This is a genomic window from Candidatus Kryptonium thompsonii (assembly GCF_001535985.1).
GTDB lineage: Bacteria > Bacteroidota > Ignavibacteria > Kryptoniales > Kryptoniaceae > Kryptonium > Kryptonium thompsonii.
Window position 1 is genome coordinate 1 of record NZ_CZVS01000046.1, and the last position, 18,253, is coordinate 18,253.

At 41.4% G+C, this 18,253-nt stretch carries 16 protein-coding genes and 1 pseudogene; 4 read left to right on the forward strand and 13 right to left on the reverse strand.

Annotated elements, in window-relative coordinates; all coding sequences use genetic code 11:
• The 6 genes and pseudogenes from AWW78_RS07255 to AWW78_RS07280 all read right to left on the reverse strand — a co-directional run.
• Positions 1-283, reverse strand: a pseudogene (locus AWW78_RS07255) (NADH-quinone oxidoreductase subunit D); the annotation flags it as partial.
• A 15-nt stretch (positions 284-298) separates the two neighbouring features.
• Positions 299-805: an NADH-quinone oxidoreductase subunit C gene (locus tag AWW78_RS07260; RefSeq protein WP_047134714.1), complete on the reverse strand. Its 507-nt coding sequence runs from the start codon at positions 803-805 to the stop codon at positions 299-301.
• A gap of 21 nt (positions 806-826) precedes the next feature.
• Positions 827-1,327 carry an NADH-quinone oxidoreductase subunit B gene (locus AWW78_RS07265; RefSeq protein ID WP_047134715.1) on the reverse strand — a complete coding sequence of 167 codons (501 nt, stop codon included), beginning with the start codon at positions 1,325-1,327 and terminating at the stop codon, positions 827-829.
• Entirely contained in the window at positions 1,318-1,674 is a 357-nt protein-coding gene (locus tag AWW78_RS07270; protein ID WP_047134716.1) for an NADH-quinone oxidoreductase subunit A, read from the reverse strand. Before AWW78_RS07270 ends, AWW78_RS07265 begins: the two co-directional genes overlap by 10 nt.
• Before the next feature lie 97 nt (positions 1,675-1,771).
• Complete coding sequence (locus AWW78_RS07275) at positions 1,772-3,799, reverse strand: OPT family oligopeptide transporter (protein WP_047134717.1); 2,028 nt, start codon at positions 3,797-3,799, stop codon at positions 1,772-1,774.
• 29 nt (positions 3,800-3,828) lie between these two features.
• Positions 3,829-5,391: a mucoidy inhibitor MuiA family protein gene (locus AWW78_RS07280; RefSeq protein ID WP_047134718.1), complete on the reverse strand. Its 1,563-nt coding sequence runs from the start codon at positions 5,389-5,391 to the stop codon at positions 3,829-3,831.
• Between the two features lie 365 nt (positions 5,392-5,756).
• Between AWW78_RS07280 and hsdR the strand changes: the two genes are divergently transcribed.
• The 4 genes from hsdR (at position 5,757) to AWW78_RS07305 (ending at position 13,003) form a co-directional block, all read left to right on the forward strand.
• Positions 5,757-8,438: an EcoAI/FtnUII family type I restriction enzme subunit R gene (gene hsdR, locus AWW78_RS07285; RefSeq protein ID WP_047134719.1), complete on the forward strand. Its 2,682-nt coding sequence runs from the start codon at positions 5,757-5,759 to the stop codon at positions 8,436-8,438.
• Between the two features lie 43 nt (positions 8,439-8,481).
• Entirely contained in the window at positions 8,482-9,987 is a 1,506-nt protein-coding gene (locus tag AWW78_RS07290) for a type I restriction-modification system subunit M (RefSeq protein ID WP_047134720.1), read from the forward strand.
• A complete protein-coding gene (locus AWW78_RS07295) occupies positions 9,984-11,195 on the forward strand; it encodes a restriction endonuclease subunit S (protein ID WP_075426189.1) in 1,212 nt (403 codons plus the stop codon). The genes AWW78_RS07290 and AWW78_RS07295 overlap by 4 nt, the downstream gene beginning before the upstream one ends.
• A gap of 326 nt (positions 11,196-11,521) precedes the next feature.
• Positions 11,522-13,003, forward strand: coding sequence for a T9SS type A sorting domain-containing protein (locus tag AWW78_RS07305; protein WP_159420979.1), 1,482 nt, complete (start codon positions 11,522-11,524; stop codon positions 13,001-13,003).
• Positions 13,004-13,018: 15 nt separating this feature from the next.
• On the opposite strand, the gene tadA is transcribed toward AWW78_RS07305, so the two are convergent.
• The 7 genes from tadA to AWW78_RS10575 form a co-directional block, all read right to left on the reverse strand.
• Entirely contained in the window at positions 13,019-13,489 is a 471-nt protein-coding gene (gene tadA / locus AWW78_RS07310; protein ID WP_047134722.1) for a tRNA adenosine(34) deaminase TadA, read from the reverse strand.
• Positions 13,489-14,559: a cyclic dehypoxanthinyl futalosine synthase gene (gene mqnC / locus AWW78_RS07315; RefSeq protein WP_047134723.1), complete on the reverse strand. Its 1,071-nt coding sequence runs from the start codon at positions 14,557-14,559 to the stop codon at positions 13,489-13,491. The genes tadA and mqnC overlap by 1 nt, the downstream gene beginning before the upstream one ends.
• A 67-nt stretch (positions 14,560-14,626) precedes the next feature.
• Complete coding sequence (locus AWW78_RS07320; RefSeq protein ID WP_047134724.1) at positions 14,627-15,094, reverse strand: hydrogenase maturation protease; 468 nt, start codon at positions 15,092-15,094, stop codon at positions 14,627-14,629.
• Complete coding sequence (locus AWW78_RS07325) at positions 15,081-16,370, reverse strand: Ni/Fe hydrogenase subunit alpha (RefSeq protein WP_047134725.1); 1,290 nt, start codon at positions 16,368-16,370, stop codon at positions 15,081-15,083. The genes AWW78_RS07320 and AWW78_RS07325 overlap by 14 nt, the downstream gene beginning before the upstream one ends.
• The gene (locus AWW78_RS10385; RefSeq protein WP_047134726.1) at positions 16,360-17,136 is read right to left on the reverse strand and encodes an NADH-quinone oxidoreductase subunit B family protein; all 777 of its coding nucleotides are present in this window, start codon (positions 17,134-17,136) and stop codon (positions 16,360-16,362) included. Before AWW78_RS10385 ends, AWW78_RS07325 begins: the two co-directional genes overlap by 11 nt.
• Before the next feature lie 3 nt (positions 17,137-17,139).
• Positions 17,140-18,000 (reverse strand): FAD/NAD(P)-binding protein, encoded by an 861-nt coding sequence (locus tag AWW78_RS10390; protein WP_047134727.1) that lies wholly within the window; start codon positions 17,998-18,000, stop codon positions 17,140-17,142.
• Positions 17,987-18,253, reverse strand: a 267-nt coding sequence (locus AWW78_RS10575) for a cyclic nucleotide-binding domain-containing protein (RefSeq protein ID WP_047134728.1), incomplete at its 5' end; no start/stop codon positions are given. The genes AWW78_RS10390 and AWW78_RS10575, both read right to left, overlap by 14 nt.

The following is an 18,253-nucleotide window of genomic DNA, read 5'->3' on the forward strand; positions in this document are numbered from 1 at the left end:
CATTATTAGAAAGAGGAGCGAGATAATCCATTCTGACTGGGCGAGGTAAGAAATCATGAAAGGGCATATTTTCAGCAAATTTTTGCATACCTCGGTGTAAATAACCAAGCTCTGGAACAGCATCAACTCTATATTCGCCGTCAAGCTTTAAAACTAATCTCAAAACCCCGTGCGTCGCTGGATGCTGAGGACCGACATTTAAAATCATTTCAGTTCCAAGTGGGTCCCTTCTTACTTCGGCTTCTATATTTCTCCTACTTAGCGATTCAACTATCTTATCCATTCTCTCTTCCATACTCTAACTCCGTTGAATTTTTACTTTTTCCTGTCCGGGCAAAGGAATTGATCCAGGTATCCCCTGCAATGGAAAATCTTTTCTCAGTGGATAATATTCGAAATCCTCAGGCATATAAATTCTTCTTAAATCAGGATGTCCTGAAAATTTAATCCCAAACATATCAAATGTTTCACGCTCGTGCCAATTCGCCGCCGACCACACAGATGTGACAGATGGTACGACAAGATCCGGCTCATCAACATAAACTTTTAACCTCAACCTGAACTTATTTTTTAAAGACCATAAATTGTAAACCACGGCAAACCTATCCTTTTCACGGTAATAATCAACCCCACAAATATCTACAAGGTAATCAAACGAAAGCTCAGGATCTTCTTTTAAAAATTTACAGATATCGACGATTTTCTCTTTTTTCACAACTATGGTAAGTTCTCCGCGAAATTCAGATATTTCAACTATATCGTCCTTAAAAGAACTGTTTAGCTTTTCAATAACTTTATCCTTCATTTCAATCCCCGGATTTTAAGTTTAAATGTATATCGGGTCCCTTTTGGGTGGAATTCCATTCTTTATAAGCTCCTGAATTTTAAGCAAGCCATTGATTAAGTTCTCCGGTCTTGGAGGACAACCGGAAACATAGACATCAACAGGCAAAAACTGGTCAATTCCTTGAACAACAGCGTAGGATCTATACATCCCACCGGTTGAAGTGCAAACCCCCATGGCTATCACCCATTTGGGCTCCGGCATTTGATCGTAAATTTTTCTGACAACGCGAGCCATTTTATAAGTGACTGTCCCAGCAACTATCAAAAGATCAGATTGGCGTGGTGAAAATCTCAAAAATTCGGAGCCAAACCTTGCTACATCATATTTCGGCGCAGCGAAAGCCATCATCTCGATAGCGCAACATGAGATGCCAAGAGGCATTGGCCAAAGTGAATTGCGTTGAGCCCATCTGATGAATTCACTTAACTTCGTTGTTAAAAATCCTTGCTCCTCTATGTTAAATGTGTTTATTATTCCCATTTTAGCGCACCTTTTTTTATTATGTAAAAATACCCAACCAAAAGAACGAAGATAAAGAGAAACATCTCTACATAACCTAACACACCAAGCTTGTCAAAAGTTACAGCCCATGGATAAAGAAAAACAATCTCGATATCAAAAATTATAAAAAGCATCGCAACAAGATAAAATTTAACAGAGAACCGGTCTCTCGCAGTTCTTATTGGTTCCATCCCACTCTCATAAGTTGAAAGTTTTTCGGGATTAGGTTTTTTGGGACCGAGGATTCGGTTGGATAAAACCATAACTGAGGCAAAGGCGAGAGCAAAAATCATCAGTATGAAAATCGGTAAATATTCACTTAACATGTTTTAAATATGTGCTTTTGTTTAAAAAACTTTGGTATAATTTAAAAAAGGTGCTTAAAAAATCAAAAAGGCACGCCCGAGGACGTGCCTTAAATTGTTAAGATTTCTTTTCCTCTGTTTGAGATGCGTAACGAATCGGAGTCAAAATCAAAAGCAAAGCTATCAAAACTATCACAACTAAGCTGATAAGATAAGAAGGAGTCGGTGTGATTGGTTTTATCTTCACCTCATAAAATGCAAGCCCTGCAAATATCAAACCCATAAGAGCTTCACCTGCAATTAAACCTGACGCAAGGAGAGTTCCGTTATTTTCAAGCTTTGACATTTGTTCATCCGTAAATTTACGCTTTTTAGCAATTAAATCCGTGATTCCTCTTATTAATCCACCAACGAAAATGGCTGATGTCGTCTCAAAAGGTAGATACATCCCAACACAAACGAGCATCGGACTTCTAACTTGCAAAAGGATAAGCCCAAAAGCCATAAGCATCCCAACAATTATGAGAGGCCAAGCCATCTCACCGCCGACAATCCCTTTCGATAACATAGCCATCAAACTTGCCTGAGGTGCAGGAAGTGCCTTTCCACCAAAACCAGTTCCTCCCGCTTTTATATCACCTTGGTGCAAAACAAGCAACGGGAAATACAAAACAAACGAAGCAACGATAACACCAATTATATCTCCAACCTGCATCTTCCACGGCGTTCCACCAAGGATATGCCCAACCTTCAAATCTTGGAACATTTCACCTGCAACAGCTGCAGCAACACAAATTACAGCTGCAACCCCAAGCACAGCCGCCACTCCAGGTAGTCCCTTAACACCAAGAACAACCATCAAAAGTGCAGCGACAATCAAAGTTGAAAGCGTAAGACCACTCACAGGATTATTACTTGAACCAATTATTCCAACGAGATAACCTGAAACTGCAGCGAAGAAAAATCCAGCAATTATCATCACAATCGTCGCAGTTATCGATGCATTGAACATTCCGCTGAAATAATAATAAAGTGCAAAAGTTAACACAGCAAAAATTAACAAAAGCGGAAGAACCCACTTCAAACTTAAATCTTGATCAACCCTACTCACACTTGCAGTTTCCCCAGCTGTTGCTTTTTTCAAATCAGATATTGACCTTTTCAATCCGACTGCCAAACTGCTTCTCATCCTATAAAGCGTATAAATTGCACTTAAAAGCATACCACCTATTGCGATCGGGCGCACAATGAATTTCCAAATAGCATAAGCCAACTCAACCCATGAGGTTGGTTGCCCCTCTTGAGTTATAAGTGGTTCAAGCTGCGGACCAAGGAAATACATAAGTAATGGAACAAACAAACCCCATGCAAGCAAACCTCCACTGAAGTTCAATGCTGCAAGCCTCGGACCAATTATAAATCCAACACCAATATAAGCTGGGCTTACCGCTGGGGCTGTTAAAAGAGTGCCACCGCCTGCTGAAACACTTGTGATCTCTTGTCCTCTTCCACTCAACAACTTTACACCTGTTTTGGCAAATGTCGTAAACTTCTCCCAGCTTGTCGCAAAGAAATTGAACTTGCCAAGAGTTTGAATTAAAGCGCCAATGCCCATCGCCCCAAACAAATATTTCGCCCCGCTTCCACCAGCTTGACCAGCTTTGTGAATCTCAGACGCAGCAACTGATTCGGGAAACGGCAACTCAGGATCCTCAACTAAAACCCTTCGCAAAAGCGTAACAAACAAAATTCCTATCACACCACCTATGACCATTATGAAAGATGATTCCCAATATCTCTGCGGAGAATCAAAATTTTGCCACACGCCAGCAATTAAGAAAGCAGGAATTGTAAAAATAGCACCAGCTGCAACGGATTCACCTATTGAACCAACAGTTCTTGCAAAATTCTCCTCAAGAATTGTTCCCCTGAACAATCTCAAAAAAGCCATGCTTATAACCGCCGCTGGGTATGTAGCTGCAATCGTCATACCAGCTTTTAAACCAAGATAAGCATTCGCTGCACCAAGAACCACAGACATAATAAGACCAAGAATTAACGCACGAACAGTAAATTCCTTCATCGTTTGTTCAGGCGGAACAAGAGGCTTGTACTTTAAACCAGAGCCACTTTTAATTTCTGCCATTTTCTCCTCGCTTTTGTTTGTTAATTAATTTATTCAAGGCCAGTTATCGATAAATCTTTGGGATGTTCAACATAAAACTTAAGACCCAAAGTTCTTTCCTCGGCAGGTTTCAAGCTGATTTCCCATACTATAATACCTTCAGCATCAATCTTAGCTTCGCTCTCGGATGGAGATTCGAGGACAACTTTTATTTTCTCATTCCTTGAAATCGGATAATTATCCCTAACTTCAATCGTTATATCCCGACTCTTCCCATTTTTTACTTTTACCTCGTATTCGTAGTGAATTTTTTTGTTCCTCCCAAACGATGTAAACTCTGTAAATTTCTTTTTCAATTTTCTCTCTATCTTGACATCTTCATCAACCCCAAGGAATAAATCAAATATTTCATCAGGTAAAATTTTTTTGAGTGAAGAAGTTGAAATATACTTGCCATCGATGTAAATCCTTGCTTCGCCTGGGAGGATCGGAAAATTAAACTCATTTCTCAAATTTGCTGTTAAATACGCATACCTTGACAACTTTGGAACGGCATAGTAAGTAAATTTAACATCCTGTGAAAACGAAGAAAGAAAAACCTTATGAAATTGATTATCCGAAGGAACACTTGATTTTGGAAGTTTAAAACTAACTGATGTCATCTCAACTTCAACTTCGGGAGAGACATATTCCGGCGCCATTTCAGCGGCAACCTCTGGCGCTTTAATAAATGCTTCCTCCTTTAAAAAATCCTTTTTAAATCTCGGCTGATAAACATCGACATACCATGGATAAAGTTCTGGTGGTGTGCCGAAAATAAAAACAGGCGCAGTCCCAATTTCAATTGGGACATCTACCCAATCCTCACCCGTTGATTGCTTTACAAATGCAAATAAATTTAAATCGACCTTGCCTGCGTTAGAATTTGCCCTTACCTCATAACCAGGCGTCCATGTCGCCCCAGATACAAGATATGAAACCTTGAGGTCAACCTCACCCTTGGAAGCAGATAAAAGATTTATCTGGATACTCTTACTCTTTTCCTTCGCCGATGAAAGTTTATTTAATTCATCTTCAATTAATTTTCTATCATAGCTCAACTTTTCAATTTCCTTTTCAAGTTTTGTTTTTTTCTTCACACTTTCACTTAACCACTTGCCATAAAATTTAAAATAATTCTCAAGCTCAACGGTTGTCAACCTTTGCCCTTGCAAAGTTGGGGACAGCTTTTTTAAAAATTCAATCTCACCTAAAATTATCTCAATCTCCCCCTTTTTCGAATTTATCAAATCATTCAAACTATCCAATTTAGCCTTCAACCTTTCTACTTTTTCAACCTCTGGCTTCTCAAGATATGTCTCCTCAACTTTGACATCCGAAATTTTAACATCTTTACCCCTTAAAATCTCAACTTGAACCGAATAATCCAAAAGGTTCGGTGTTAACCTGTCAATTCTTATTTGATTTTCTCCCCTATCAACGGAAGTGGAAATCGTCTTAGTAATAAATGCATTATCTCGATAGATTACAACTGATGTAAGCTTTGATTTCACGACATCGCCAGCGGGATAAAGCATAAAGGCAAAAAATATAAAGGAAAGAACTAAACTCATCTTCTCTCGTATTTGATTTTAACTACACAAAATATAAAAACAGCACAGGAAATTTTCAAGTGGTTCAACAGGAACTTATAATCTGAGGCTCGCTTAAATTTTCGATCCCCTTCTTGAAATTTATTCTCGATTTCGGTATATTTTCACCAAAGCCAATAAAAATGAAATCGATCGCGTAAAAATACCACACCTGGAAGCGGTTAGGAAAGGAGTTAAGATATGTGCAATAGAGCAATTTTATTCAATGAATTTTTTGGTTTGTTAGTGAAGTGTGGGAGTGTGGTTTTATGCACAAGAAAATAGAATTACTTGCGGAGTTTCGAGTTTTGAAATCTTGCAAGTTATGAAAGGGAGGAATAGCTCATATGCCCCTTAACGAAGCTGATACCCGCGCACAACTAATTGAGCCAAAGCTGAAAGTAGCAAGATGGACAGAGAAGGAGATTTCACGGGAGTTCTATTATAAAGCCGATCACCAATACACTCCTGGCAAAATTATCCTTGTTGGCGATAAAGTACAACGAGGGAAACCCAAAAGGGTGGATTACCTTTTGCGCTACACAGATGGATTTCCAATTGCAGTTGTAGAGGCAGAACCTGAGGATAGCTCACCGGAAGCTGGATTAGAGCAAGCCAAGCGCTATGCTCAAGATCTTGGTCTGGCTTTCGCCTATGCAACTAACGGTCACAGAATTCTCGAATATGACTTTTTCACTCACACAACACGAGAGCTGGAAGAATTTCCAAGCCCAGAAGAGCTTTGGCAACGCTGGAAGAAAAACACAGGTCTTGAACAACCCAGTGTTGGGAAAGTTCAAGAAGCACCTGCTATCTATGGTATTGACACCGAAAGGCAATCCAACCCGCTTCTTTATCCTTACTGCCCCGAAAACCAATGCGGTAAGCGTCCATACTACTTCCAGGAGAGAGCGATTCGTGAAGTTATTTTGCGTATAATGCGTGGACAAAAACGCATTCTTCTTACCATGGCTACGGGAACGGGCAAGACCTTTGTCGCTTTTCAAGTGGTTTGGAAACTCATTAAATCGGGATGGTTACAAAGACAACACCCCGAACGGCCTGCTCGTGTGTTATTTTTAGCCGATCGCATAGTGCTTCGTAATCAGGCATATAACACCTTCTCCCCCTTTGCCACTGGCACCGCTGACCCGCGTCATCTCATTGAGGGACATCCGCCAAACTTGAACCGAGACCTATACTTTGGCATCTATCAGACACTTTGGAGCCCGGATGAGAACGGAAAAAGGCTTTTTGAAAAGTTTCCAACGGATTTCTTTGATCTTATCATCATTGATGAGTGTCATCGCTCCGGCTGGGGAACTTGGAGAGAAATTTTAGACCACTTCTCTTCGGCAATTCACCTTGGTATGACCGCTACACCAAAGCAAGATGAGAATGTAGACACCTATGCTTATTTCTGTGCAGAGGAACCAGAAGTTTTTATTGAGCCCGAAAAGCCAGAGAGGGGCAAATGGCGTCCACCCGCTTTTCAATATAGTTTGGGGCAGGGCATAGAGGATGGCTTTTTAGCAACATATAAGGTCCACCGTGTGCGCACCACTGTGGATGCTACAGGATTGCGCTTGGAAGATGCAATCGAACAAGGTGCGGAAGTTTTTATTCCGGAAGATGTAGAGCCAAGAGAGATTTACACAACGCCCCAATTTGAACGAGAGATCACGTTGCCAGATCGCACCCGTGCCATGGTTCAACACTTGGCTAATCTTTTGCGTCGTTTTGGACATATGGAGAAGACCATGGTCTTCTGTGTAGATATGGAGCATGCGCGTTTAGTTGCGAGACTTTTACAAGATGAGTTTGGTCCTGAAACTGGCTTAGACAACTATGCTGTTCCGATCATATCTGAAGAAGGTGAAGAAGCTCATCGCTGGCTGGAAGATTTTGCCGACTCCGACAAAAAGTCACCTGTTGTGGCCACGACTGCTGAATTACTTTCTACAGGCGTGGATGTTCCCGCTTGTCGAAACATCGTTTTTATGAAAACAATCTCTTCTCCCATTCTCTTTAAGCAAATCATTGGGCGCGGAAGTCGTATCGATCCAATCACAGACAAATCCTGGTTCCGTATAATTGATTTCACAGACGCAACTCGTCTTTTTGACCAATGGGATCGCCCTCCAAGTGCACTCCCAGAGATACCGAAAGGTCCGTTTACAGCAAAGCTGGAGGGTGTAGTCTTTCACACAGAGACGAAAGAACGCATCGTTGGTGCGTCTGTGAGCGTTCAGATAGGTCCAAATACTCAACGCGGTCCAATTCGAACCGATGATGAAGGTAAGTTTATCTTTGACAATCTCCCGGAGGACGCACTCACTTTGATCGTTAGCGCAAGTGGTTTTGTTCAGCGCAGGATTAGAGTAAACACATTGGCAGATCACACGACTTTTATAGAAGTCCCTCTTAAACCTGAGACAAAAGGTAAGAAGAAAATCCGTGTAGAAGGGCTTGAGGTTAGCATTGCGGACGAAGCAATTTTCACCATAGACGCCACAGGTCAGCAGTTATCTTTGAAGGAGTATCGAGACTACACTCGCAGGCAAGTGCTTCATCGTGCACCTAAGATTCAAGATCTTCGAAATATTTGGGTAGATTCAAATCGCAGGCGAACATTCTTGAACGAGCTGCGTCGTCTTAGTATTCACCCAGAGATCTTGGCTGAAGTAGAAGGGCTTGCCGAAGCAGATATTTACGACATCCTTGCTCATATTGCCTTCGGAGCTCCAATACGCACGAGAAGTGAACGAGCAACCGCTTTTCTTAACAGAGAACAGAGCTTCCTTAAACGCTACAGCGATTTAGCTCGTAAGGTAATCTTAGAGCTTGTAGACAAGTACCGTGCAGGCGGTATAGAGCAACTGGAGCCGGAGGTTTTTAGCGTTTCTCCTTTTAGGGAATGGGGCGGTGCGGTGAAAATTAGTAGTTGGTTTGGTGGAGTTGAAAAGCTTGGCGATACTCTTAAAGAAATGCGTGAGCGAATATATCCCGTTTCGGAAGTAACACCATGAACAAACACTGGAATAAAAAAATTAAAATTTCGGAGATAACGATATGAACAATCGCCCCCAAACTCGTGAAACTTTAGCAAATGAAATCTGGCGCGCTTGTGACATTTTACGCAGAGACAACAACTGTGGCGGTATCATGGAGTATGTTGAACATCTTTCTTGGCTTTTGTTCTTGCGTTTTTTAGACGCACAAGAAGAAGAATGGGAAACTCAAGCTAAACTGGCTGGCCGTGAATATCGCCCAACTATAGAATCACCTTACCGCTGGAGAGATTGGGCGATGAAAGATTATCCTGCTGATGAACTACTTAGCTTCGTCCATGGAAAGCTTATTCCCTATCTACAGAGCCTTGGTGGAGATCCGCTGCGTGACACTATCCGAGGTGTCTTCGCTGAACGAAATGTAATAGTCTGCGCCTCTGGGTACAATCTCAAGGATGTGATCTCCATAATCAATAGCATCGACTTCCACAGCCAAGACGATATATTCACAGTTTCCCAAGTCTATGAAGAACTACTTCGCAGGCTTGGTAACGAAAACCGCATGGCGGGCGAGTTTTACACTCCCCGTCCAGTCGTGCGCTTTATTGTAGAACTCGTGAATCCTCAAATCGGTGAGACTGTTTACGATCCCGCTTGCGGGACTTGTGGGTTCCTGGCGGAGGCTTATCTTTGGATGAAGCGTCAAGAAAAAACTATTGAAGACCATAAAACTCTGCAAGAACAAACTTTCTTTGGACAAGAGAAAAAGCCCATTCCAGCTCTCTTGGGCTTGATGAACATGGTTTTACATGGAGTCACTGCACCTAAAGTTTATCGTAAAAACACGCTTGAGGAGAACATTCGGCAAGTAACGCAACGCTTTGATGTGATCATGACTAATCCACCTTTCGGCGGAACTGAAGGACGACATATTCAGCAAAACTTCCCTGTGCAATCACAGGCAACGGAACTGCTATTCTTACAGCACATCATGAAAAAACTGAAACCCCGAAACGGGGCAAGATGTGGGATGGTTGTTCCCGACGGCATGCTTTCCGGTGGTGGAGCGTTTGCAGAGGTCAAGCGGACACTTTTGGAGGAGTTTAACCTCCACACAATCGTGAGCTTACCAATTGGCACTTTCGCTCCTTACTCCGATGTAAAAACTGCGCTTATTTTTTTTGAACGCCCGGGTCCAACTAAGGAAATCTGGTATTATGAGCTTCCGCTACCTGAAGGACTGAAAAAGTTCAGCAAGGGTAACCCAATCAAAGACGAACACTTTGAAGAGGCACGCAAGCTTTGGAAGGCTTGGGATGCTTACCGCAAAGGTCAAGGTCCTCGTGAGTCGTGCCTTTCCGAGCGTTCTTGGATTGTGTCCATTGAGGATATTAAGAATCGTGGTTACGACCTCACCGCGCGCAACCCCAATCGCAAAGAGACAGAATCACTACCATCACCAGTGGAAATCGTTGTTAACCTTCTTGAGCGCGAACAGGAAATTTTGAGCATTGTTGAGGAACTAAATGAACTCCTCGGCAACAATAAGGAGGGGACGGAAGCATGAGTGAGGGACCCTACAAACTTCCCGAAGGCTGGAGATGGGTAAAGTTAGGAGAGGTTGCTACTATTGAGCGACGCACGGTAGATCCTAGGCGGTTCCCTCAAAGTACGTTTTACCTTTACAGCATTCCTGCTTACGACAAAGGCCAAAGTCCTGAAAAGTTAGCTGGTAGTCAAATTGGCAGCACCAAGATCGTCATAGGACCAGGCATGTGTCTTTTCTCCAAGCTGAACCCACGCATTCCACGAGCCTGGGTGGTTACCGAGGTACCTCAAGATGGAGTGTCCGTTGCATCAACAGAGTTTATGCCCTTACGGCCTAATTCTAGCGTTTTAGATCTTGACTATCTCGGCAAGCTACTAGTGACAGAAGGATTTCTCTCGCAAGTGCGCTCGGATGTAACCGGAGCAACGGGAAGTCGCCAAAGGTTGAAGCCCGAAGTTGTATTGAACGCACTCATTCCTCTCCCCCCTCTCTCCGAACAACACCGAATTGTAGAGCGGATTGAAGAACTAATGGAGCGGATAAGGGAAGCAAAGCGCCTGAGGGAAGAAGCAAAACAAGATGCTGAACGCCTTTGGCAGGCTGTGCTTGCCGAAACCTTCCCTCGCCCCGGAGATGAACTTCCAGAAGATTGGAGATGGGTGAAGTTGGAGGAGGTTGCTGTTATTGAACGGCACACTAAAAAGCCCACAGATTTGCCACCAGAATTGCCTTATGTGGGATTAGAACATGTTGAGTCAGGAACAGGGAGTGTTGATATTGACAAATGTCCTCCTGTGTCGTCCGTGAGTAGTCAGGTGTATTTGTATGACGAAAGCCATGTCCTTTACAGCAAGTTGCGCCCCTACTTGAACAAGGTCTACCTACCTGAAGGGAAAGGAGCCTGCACTACTGAACTTCTCCCTCTCAAGCCCGATCCTTCTCGTGTAGACAGACACTTTTTAGCTTGGTATCTGCGGTCGCCTGGTTTCGTTGCCTATGCCAATGCTCACACAACAGGCTCAAGGCAACCTCGTGTTGATCTGCGAGCTTTGGTAACTGCTCTTATCCCTCTTCCTCCACTCTCCGAGCAGAAACGCATTGTAGAGCATCTTGAAGCGGTGCAGGAACGGATAAGGGCTCTTAAAGAAGCTCAAGCTTATACCGAAGCTGAACTCAAGAGGTTAGAACAGTCTATCTTAGAAAAAGCCTTTCGCGGAGAGCTATGAATGCATTTGATCTTTGGGGAAATCCCGTCAAGCGAAGCGCAACATACTATGTCTACCACGATGAGAACATACCGAACAAAAAATGGCTGCTGATAGGACTTCGGGCAACTCAGTTGGCTTTAGTGGGAAATTCACATCGAGAAACTAAGCACGAGCCTGTCAGGTACATTGTTCGCTGGTGCTATGGAACAGATGTTTTTTGGAGCTTTGTAAAGGGAAGATTCCTAAAGCATCCTAGAGCATCAAGAAATTTGCGTTATATTTAAAGTAATAGTAACTTTGTTTAGCGAACTAAATCCCCAAAAACAAAAATGGTCAAAGGTGCCATGCGCCTCATTACAATTTCCACCTTACCTTTACTTTTAATATCAATACTCTCAACATTCACTTTTTCTCAAGAACAACCACAATGGACCTCAAAATGGTACTGCGTTTATGCAACTTACGATGACGAGACCAATGGAACAGGACACAATACACCAAGCGTCGGGGTATTAAAAGAAAACACATTCATCGCCTGCGTTACAACTTATAATGCAAGAAGTTTTCTTATACCTTATGTAAATGCAGACTCAGCCACTGGACGCCTTTACTACTATGGGTATGACACCCCCGGAATTGGCAATTTCTTTCTCCCTTGGACAAATCCAAATGATGTTTTTGACGAAGTCCTGATGAAGAATGCATGGTTTATCTTGGCAACCCCAAAAGATAGTTTGATCTATGTAGCAAATAACGATGAAAAGCATAGTATCCTCGTTTTCAAATTTACAGGAGACACAATTCTCTCAACCCCTTACCGTCTTGAAACCGGTGACAACATAATTTTTTCAATCGACCTTGATGCAAATGGAAATGTCTTCGTGATTAACGACAGCAGTTATGGAAAAACTGATGACATTAAAATCTTTCCATCAATTGAAAGCAACAAAACAGCATGGGAAAGCCATACAACCACCCCTTTAAACACAATTGACTTACCTGACGGAGTTTACAAAGGAATTGAAGTTAACAACGACGGCACTTGGCTTTTCGTTTCTTATTCTGACACGACAAAAAGAAAAGTTGTAAAGTATGTTGGCTCCATCCAAACTGGATATCAAATTGATACTAAATTTAACTTCCAACTTGGAGTAGCTGACACTGGAGCTACTTCTGCTTGGAAAGCAAGTCCAATTGGTCTTGAATACCTTGATGAAAATAATTTATTATTTATCGCATGCGCAGTTTGGAGACCATCCCCACTTTCAATGGGTTATCCCTACGGCAGGATCTATGTTGTAAGCGGAACAACTGGTGAACCAATTGACACAATAGATATAGCAAAATGGAATTTCATCAAGACGGGTGGCTATAACCTTAGAGAAAACGGAACCACACCTGGGAATGCGTCTGGGTATACCTCAGTTTATGATGTAAAATTTGACGAGAAGAAAAATCTTTACACTCAATCCTATTACGGTTGGACAGTTGATAAATGGGTTTACCAGGGAACACTGCCAATTATACCATTAAAAGTTGAAAAACTAAACGATGAAATTCCCAATGGATATGAATTAAAGCAAAACTATCCAAATCCATTTAATCCAACCACAACAATTGAATTTTCGATTCCAACACGACAAAATGTAACTTTAAAAATTTACACGATTTTAGGTCAAGAAATTGCAACTCTTGTTGATGAAGTTCTCGATCCCGGAACTTACAGAGTAATATTTGATGCAAGTAAACTTGCAACGGGATCATATATTTACACTTTGAAGGCAGGGAAATATGTCGAAAGCAAAAAGTTAATGTTTGTCAAATGAAAACACGGGGCGGTTTCAAAACCGCCCCATATCGTTTTTTCTTAACCCCTCAAAGAAAGCCCTCAATAAACTTTGTGCTTCATCCCCCATTATCCCACCGATGACTTCAACTTTATGATTCAAATTCCCATCTCCAGCTATGTTATAAACACTTCCACATGCGCCAGCCTTGAAGTCATACGCTCCGAAAACAATTTTATCAACCCGCGAAAGAACAATTGCCCCAGCACACATTGGACACGGCTCGAGCGTCACATAAATCGTGCATCCATCAAGCCTCCACGCTTGAAAATAATTATACGCTGCGGATAAAGCGATCATCTCAGCATGAGCGGTGGCGTCTTTCAAAGTTTCAACTTGATTATAACCTTTCGCAATGATTTGCCCCTTATAAACTATAATAGCACCAACGGGTATCTCACCGAGCTCAAAAGCTTTCTGCGCCTCCTTCAGCGCGTATTCCATCCAATACCTATGCTCATGCATTAATTTAACCTCTTCCTTGGTTCAAATCCCGCGTCTTTTATCGCTTTTAACATTTGATCAAGCGTGACGAGATGCTTTGTTCCAGCTGCACTTACAACATTTTCCTCAATGAGCAAACTCCCAAAATCATCAGCACCAAATTTTAATCCAATTTGTGCCATCTTCAAACCTTGCGTAACCCAAGAAACTTGAATCGTTGGGATATTATCAAGCATCAACCTTGATATCGCAAGCGTCTTGAGATAGTCAAACCCCGTCGACCTTTCCTTCAAATTATCCATGTTTTCCGCAAGCTTTGTATTCCTGGGTTGAAATGTCCACGGTATGAAAGAAGTAAATCCACCAGTTATATCTTGAAGCTCACGAATTAACAACATGTGCTGAACCCTATCTTCATATGTCTCAACATGTCCAAACATCATCGTTGCCGTCGTCTTCAAACCAAGCTGATGCGCCTCATACATAACCCCAAGCCATTCATCAGCGCTACATTTTTTAGGTGAAATTTTCTCCCTCACCCTATCAACTAAAATTTCAGCCCCACCTCCGGGGATTGATTGCAAGCCCGCATCAATTAATCTCTTCAAAACATCGCGAACTTTCAATCCAGAAACATCAGCTATATGCAAAATTTCCTCAGGCGAAAGAGCATGAAGCCATATCTCAGGATAATTTTTCTTTATCCATCTGAATAAATCTTCGTAAAACTCAATTCCAAGTTCTGGATTTAAACCACCTTGCAATAAAATCCTCGTCCCGCCGAGTTGAATTGTCTCCTCAATTTTCTTCGCGATGGTTTCGTAATCAAGTGTATATCCCTTAACAGTGTCCCCAACCTTCGCATAGAAAGCGCAAAATGTACACTCAGTGGTGCAAATGTTTGTATAGTTTATATTTCGATCAATTATGTATGTCACCACTGGCTCTGGATGCAAACGCCACCTGACCATATCCGCCATCATTCCAATCGTGATGAGATCATCAGATTGAAAAAGTTTAACGCCGTCTTCAAATGTGAGTCTTTCTCCATTTTCAACCTTTTTATATATCTCAAGTAAGTTTTTGTCCATCCAACAACCTGATTTCTTTTTAATTTTTGCAAATTTAACAACCCAAACCCTAAAATAAAAATTTCACTTAAGCCCCAATTTCAGATAAAATTTCCCTTATGATTTCCTTACACGAAACCCTGACCTCGGAAGAAATAGAACTGCCAACATCGAAATCCTTACCAACAATACCATAAATAATTAACTCCTTCGGCAATTTACCAAGCGCCTTTGCAATTTCGATATATTCAATTAGCCCAACGGAATGAGTTGAAAAAAACTCCAACTGGGCGGGTATTTTATCAACCCCAAATTTCAAACGATAGATTTTCCCCGGTTTTTCCCCAGATTTAATCGCGTCAATAAAAATGATTAAATCATAATCCCCAAAAAATTGTATCAATTCATCGAATGATGTTTCAACCCCAATGATCTTTACATTTTCTTTAAAACACCTTTTCAAAAACCTTGCGATTAAAATTCCAACAGCATCATCACCGCGAAATACATTCCCAACCCCAACTATTAAAAAATTCTTTTCTCTATTCCCTTTCAATGTAAAGTTTCAAAAAGTGAGTTGCACATGAAATACACGGATCATAGTTTCGTATCGCTTGTTCACATTTCCAAGTCAGCTCATCTTCAGGAAGATTTAGATAAGTAGCCACAAATTTCCAGAGATCACTTTCCATCATTTTCAAATTCTGCGAAGTTGGCGGGACAATTTTAGCGTCAAGTATCGTTCCTTTTTCATCCACTTTATATCTATGGTAAAGGATTCCCCTCGGCGCTTCCGTGCAGCCATAACCGATGCCCGGTTTCACAGAAAAATCGACAAACGGTTTATCGAGATCATCATATTCTGATATTATTCTCAAAGATTCATCGCAGGCGTATAGCGTTTCAACAGCCCTTGCAAGTATGCTCTTAAATGGATTTTTACACACCGGTTTAAAGTTAACCTCAAGTGCAATCTCTTTTGCGATATCGGATAATTTATCAAAGTTCAAGTTAAATCTTGCAAGCGGTCCAACAAAGTAAGCACCCCTACCGACTATCATCGAATGCAAAGCATTTGAATGTGGAACATGCTCCTCGACAAAATGATTATCATACTCATTTACGGAAATGTCAAGACCCTTATTTGAAACAATTCTACCCTCATTGAGTGGATACTCATTCGGATGCCTCAGCGCAACAAATTCATAATCTTGCTCGAACTCCGGAAATTCAAGATCAGCAAGGAACTTAACAGTCTCAATTGAAAAATCCCTCGCCCATTTTAAATCATCTTCAAGCTTTCTCAATTCCTTTTTCGAAGGCAACTTATAAAATCCACCGACTTTCAAATTAATCGGGTGAATCTCCCTGCCCCCAAGGATTCTGATTATTTCGTTTCCGATTTTTTTAAGCCTCAATGCCTTTTGAACAGTATCGGGATAATCTTTAGCCATTTGAATGACATCATCATATCCAAGAAAATCCGGGAGATGAAGCATAAATATGTGCAACGCGTGGCTTTCTATCCATTCACCGCAGTAAATTAACCTTCTTAACATTCTAATTTGTTCAGTTACCTTGACACCAAATATGCCCTCAATTGCATGTATAGAACTCATTTGATAAGCAACGGGACAGATCCCACAAATCCTCGCAGTGATATCTGGAACTTCCCTAAAACTTCTTCCCCTTAAAAATGCCTCGAAAAAACGCGGTGGCTCAAAAATTTTAACTTTTACATCGACGACATAACCATTTTTAACTTTAATATAAAGTGCCCCTTCACCCTCAACTCGCGCCAAGTAATCAACTTTTATTGCTTTATCTTTCATATGCTTCACTCCCTTTTCTGAACGGTTCTGCATAAGAGTTAAAGTTTCTTAAAACTCTAACTATATCCGCCGAAGACAAACCGTTTTTTAGAAAATGTTCCGATAGCGAAAACACATTTGGTGTCTCCTTTGGCCCAAAGCATCCATAACATCCTCTCTGATAAGATGGACATATAGCTCCACATCCAGCTTGCACAACTGGACCTAAACATGGAGTTCCACTTGAGACCATGACACAAACATTACCATTCCTCTTACACTCAACACAGACACTATACGAAGGTATATTTGGCTTGCGATTGTTAAGAAATGCACTTATGACCTCAATCAATTGATATTTATTTATCGGGCAACCCCTAAGTTCAAAATCGACAAATACATGATCTGATATCGGAGTGGACTTGCTCAATGTCTCAATATACGAAGGATTCGCGTAAACAATTGAAATGAACTCCTTTACATCTTTAAAATTTCTCAACGCTTGAATCCCACCGGCAGTGGCACACGCCCCGATTGTAATTAAATACTTAGAAACTTTCCTTATCTTGTGAATCCTCTCAGCATCATGTGGCGTTGTAATTGAACCTTCAACAAGTGAGATGTCATATGGACCTGAAACAGTAGCCCTTGAAGCCTCAAGGAAATACGCTATTTCCACCGCACCAACAATATCAAGCAGTTCATCTTCACAGTCAAGTAAACTCAATTGACATCCATCGCACGAAGCAAATTTCCAAACTGCAAGTTTTGGTTTCCTTTTCTTCATTTTTTAAATCTCCCGCTTAAATATCAAATCCTTTACTTGATTATAACTAAACACAGGACCATCTTTGCAAATAAATACCGGCCCAAATTGACAATGCCCACATAATCCAATGCCACATTTCATATTCCTTTCCATCGAGAGAAATATGTTGTTCTCTTTAACACCCCTCTTGATAAGTTCAAGCGCTGTAAAACGCATCATTATTTCAGGACCACAAACAAGAGCAACCGTATTTTCCGGTTCAAAAGGAGCTCGCGGAATTAATGTCGTGACAACGCCAACATTGCCTTTCCATCCGCTGATTCCCCTGTCAACGGTGACATAAACCTCAAAGTCAAACCTCGATCTCCATTTTTCAATCTCATTCTTATAAAGAATGTCATCAGGTGTCCTTGCCCCATAGAGTAAAATCACACGATTATATCTCTCTCGATTTGATAAAATGTAGTAAATCGCTGGTCTTAACGGGGCTAACCCAATACCGCCAGCAACTATGACGATATCACACCCGCTACATTTATCAACTGGCCAACTTGAGCCGAAAGGACCTCTTATGCCCAACAAATCCCCTTTCTTCAGTTTCCCCATCGCCTTCGTCACAATTCCAACCATGCGCGTCGTGTGCATTATGCGGTTCTTTTTACTTGGATCACCACTTATCGAAATTGGAACTTCGCCAACACCGAAAACATACACCATGTTAAACTGCCCTGGAAGAAACTTAAATTCAGATTTTGAATCCAATGGTTCAATTTCAAGCGTAAATGTATCATTTGTTTCCTGCTTTCTTGAACGCACCTGAAAGATTAAAGGAAGCATCGGGTTTTGAACAGCTGTTAATACTTCTTTTTCAACTGGCTCCATATAGATCAAGCAATTGTATTCTTGTTGCTTGAAGTCTTTGCTCTACAACAGTGATAAATCTTTTTAAAATCTCATATCCCAAACTATGGTCTTCCTCGCACTTATTTCTTAAACATTTCCCATCAAAAGCTATAGCTCTCGTCGGCTCAACCACCCTTGCGTCAAAATGCCAATAATACGGTGGTGTAATCCATGACCACCCAAGGACTTCACCACTTTCGAGCGTTTGAATTATAACCGGCTTTTTCCCAGG

Excerpts from the sequence above, each read along its gene's own strand:
- AWW78_RS10385 (WP_047134726.1), bottom strand. The coding sequence starts at position 17,136 with ATGAAGAAAAGGAAACCAAAACTTGCAGTTTGGAAATTTGCTTCGTGC.
- AWW78_RS07280 (WP_047134718.1), bottom strand. The coding sequence starts at position 5,391 with ATGAGTTTAGTTCTTTCCTTTATATTTTTTGCCTTTATGCTTTATCCC.
- AWW78_RS07270 (WP_047134716.1), bottom strand. The coding sequence starts at position 1,674 with ATGTTAAGTGAATATTTACCGATTTTCATACTGATGATTTTTGCTCTC.
- AWW78_RS07275 (WP_047134717.1), bottom strand. The coding sequence starts at position 3,799 with ATGGCAGAAATTAAAAGTGGCTCTGGTTTAAAGTACAAGCCTCTTGTT.
- AWW78_RS07265 (WP_047134715.1), bottom strand. The coding sequence starts at position 1,327 with ATGGGAATAATAAACACATTTAACATAGAGGAGCAAGGATTTTTAACA.
- AWW78_RS07295 (WP_075426189.1), top strand. The coding sequence starts at position 9,984 with ATGAGTGAGGGACCCTACAAACTTCCCGAAGGCTGGAGATGGGTAAAG.
- AWW78_RS07305 (WP_159420979.1), top strand. The coding sequence starts at position 11,522 with ATGCGCCTCATTACAATTTCCACCTTACCTTTACTTTTAATATCAATA.
- AWW78_RS07325 (WP_047134725.1), bottom strand. The coding sequence starts at position 16,370 with ATGAAAGATAAAGCAATAAAAGTTGATTACTTGGCGCGAGTTGAGGGT.
- AWW78_RS07260 (WP_047134714.1), bottom strand. The coding sequence starts at position 805 with ATGAAGGATAAAGTTATTGAAAAGCTAAACAGTTCTTTTAAGGACGAT.
- hsdR (WP_047134719.1), top strand. The coding sequence starts at position 5,757 with ATGCCCCTTAACGAAGCTGATACCCGCGCACAACTAATTGAGCCAAAG.
- tadA (WP_047134722.1), bottom strand. The coding sequence starts at position 13,489 with ATGCATGAGCATAGGTATTGGATGGAATACGCGCTGAAGGAGGCGCAG.
- AWW78_RS07290 (WP_047134720.1), top strand. The coding sequence starts at position 8,482 with ATGAACAATCGCCCCCAAACTCGTGAAACTTTAGCAAATGAAATCTGG.
- mqnC (WP_047134723.1), bottom strand. The coding sequence starts at position 14,559 with ATGGACAAAAACTTACTTGAGATATATAAAAAGGTTGAAAATGGAGAA.
- AWW78_RS10390 (WP_047134727.1), bottom strand. The coding sequence starts at position 18,000 with ATGGAGCCAGTTGAAAAAGAAGTATTAACAGCTGTTCAAAACCCGATG.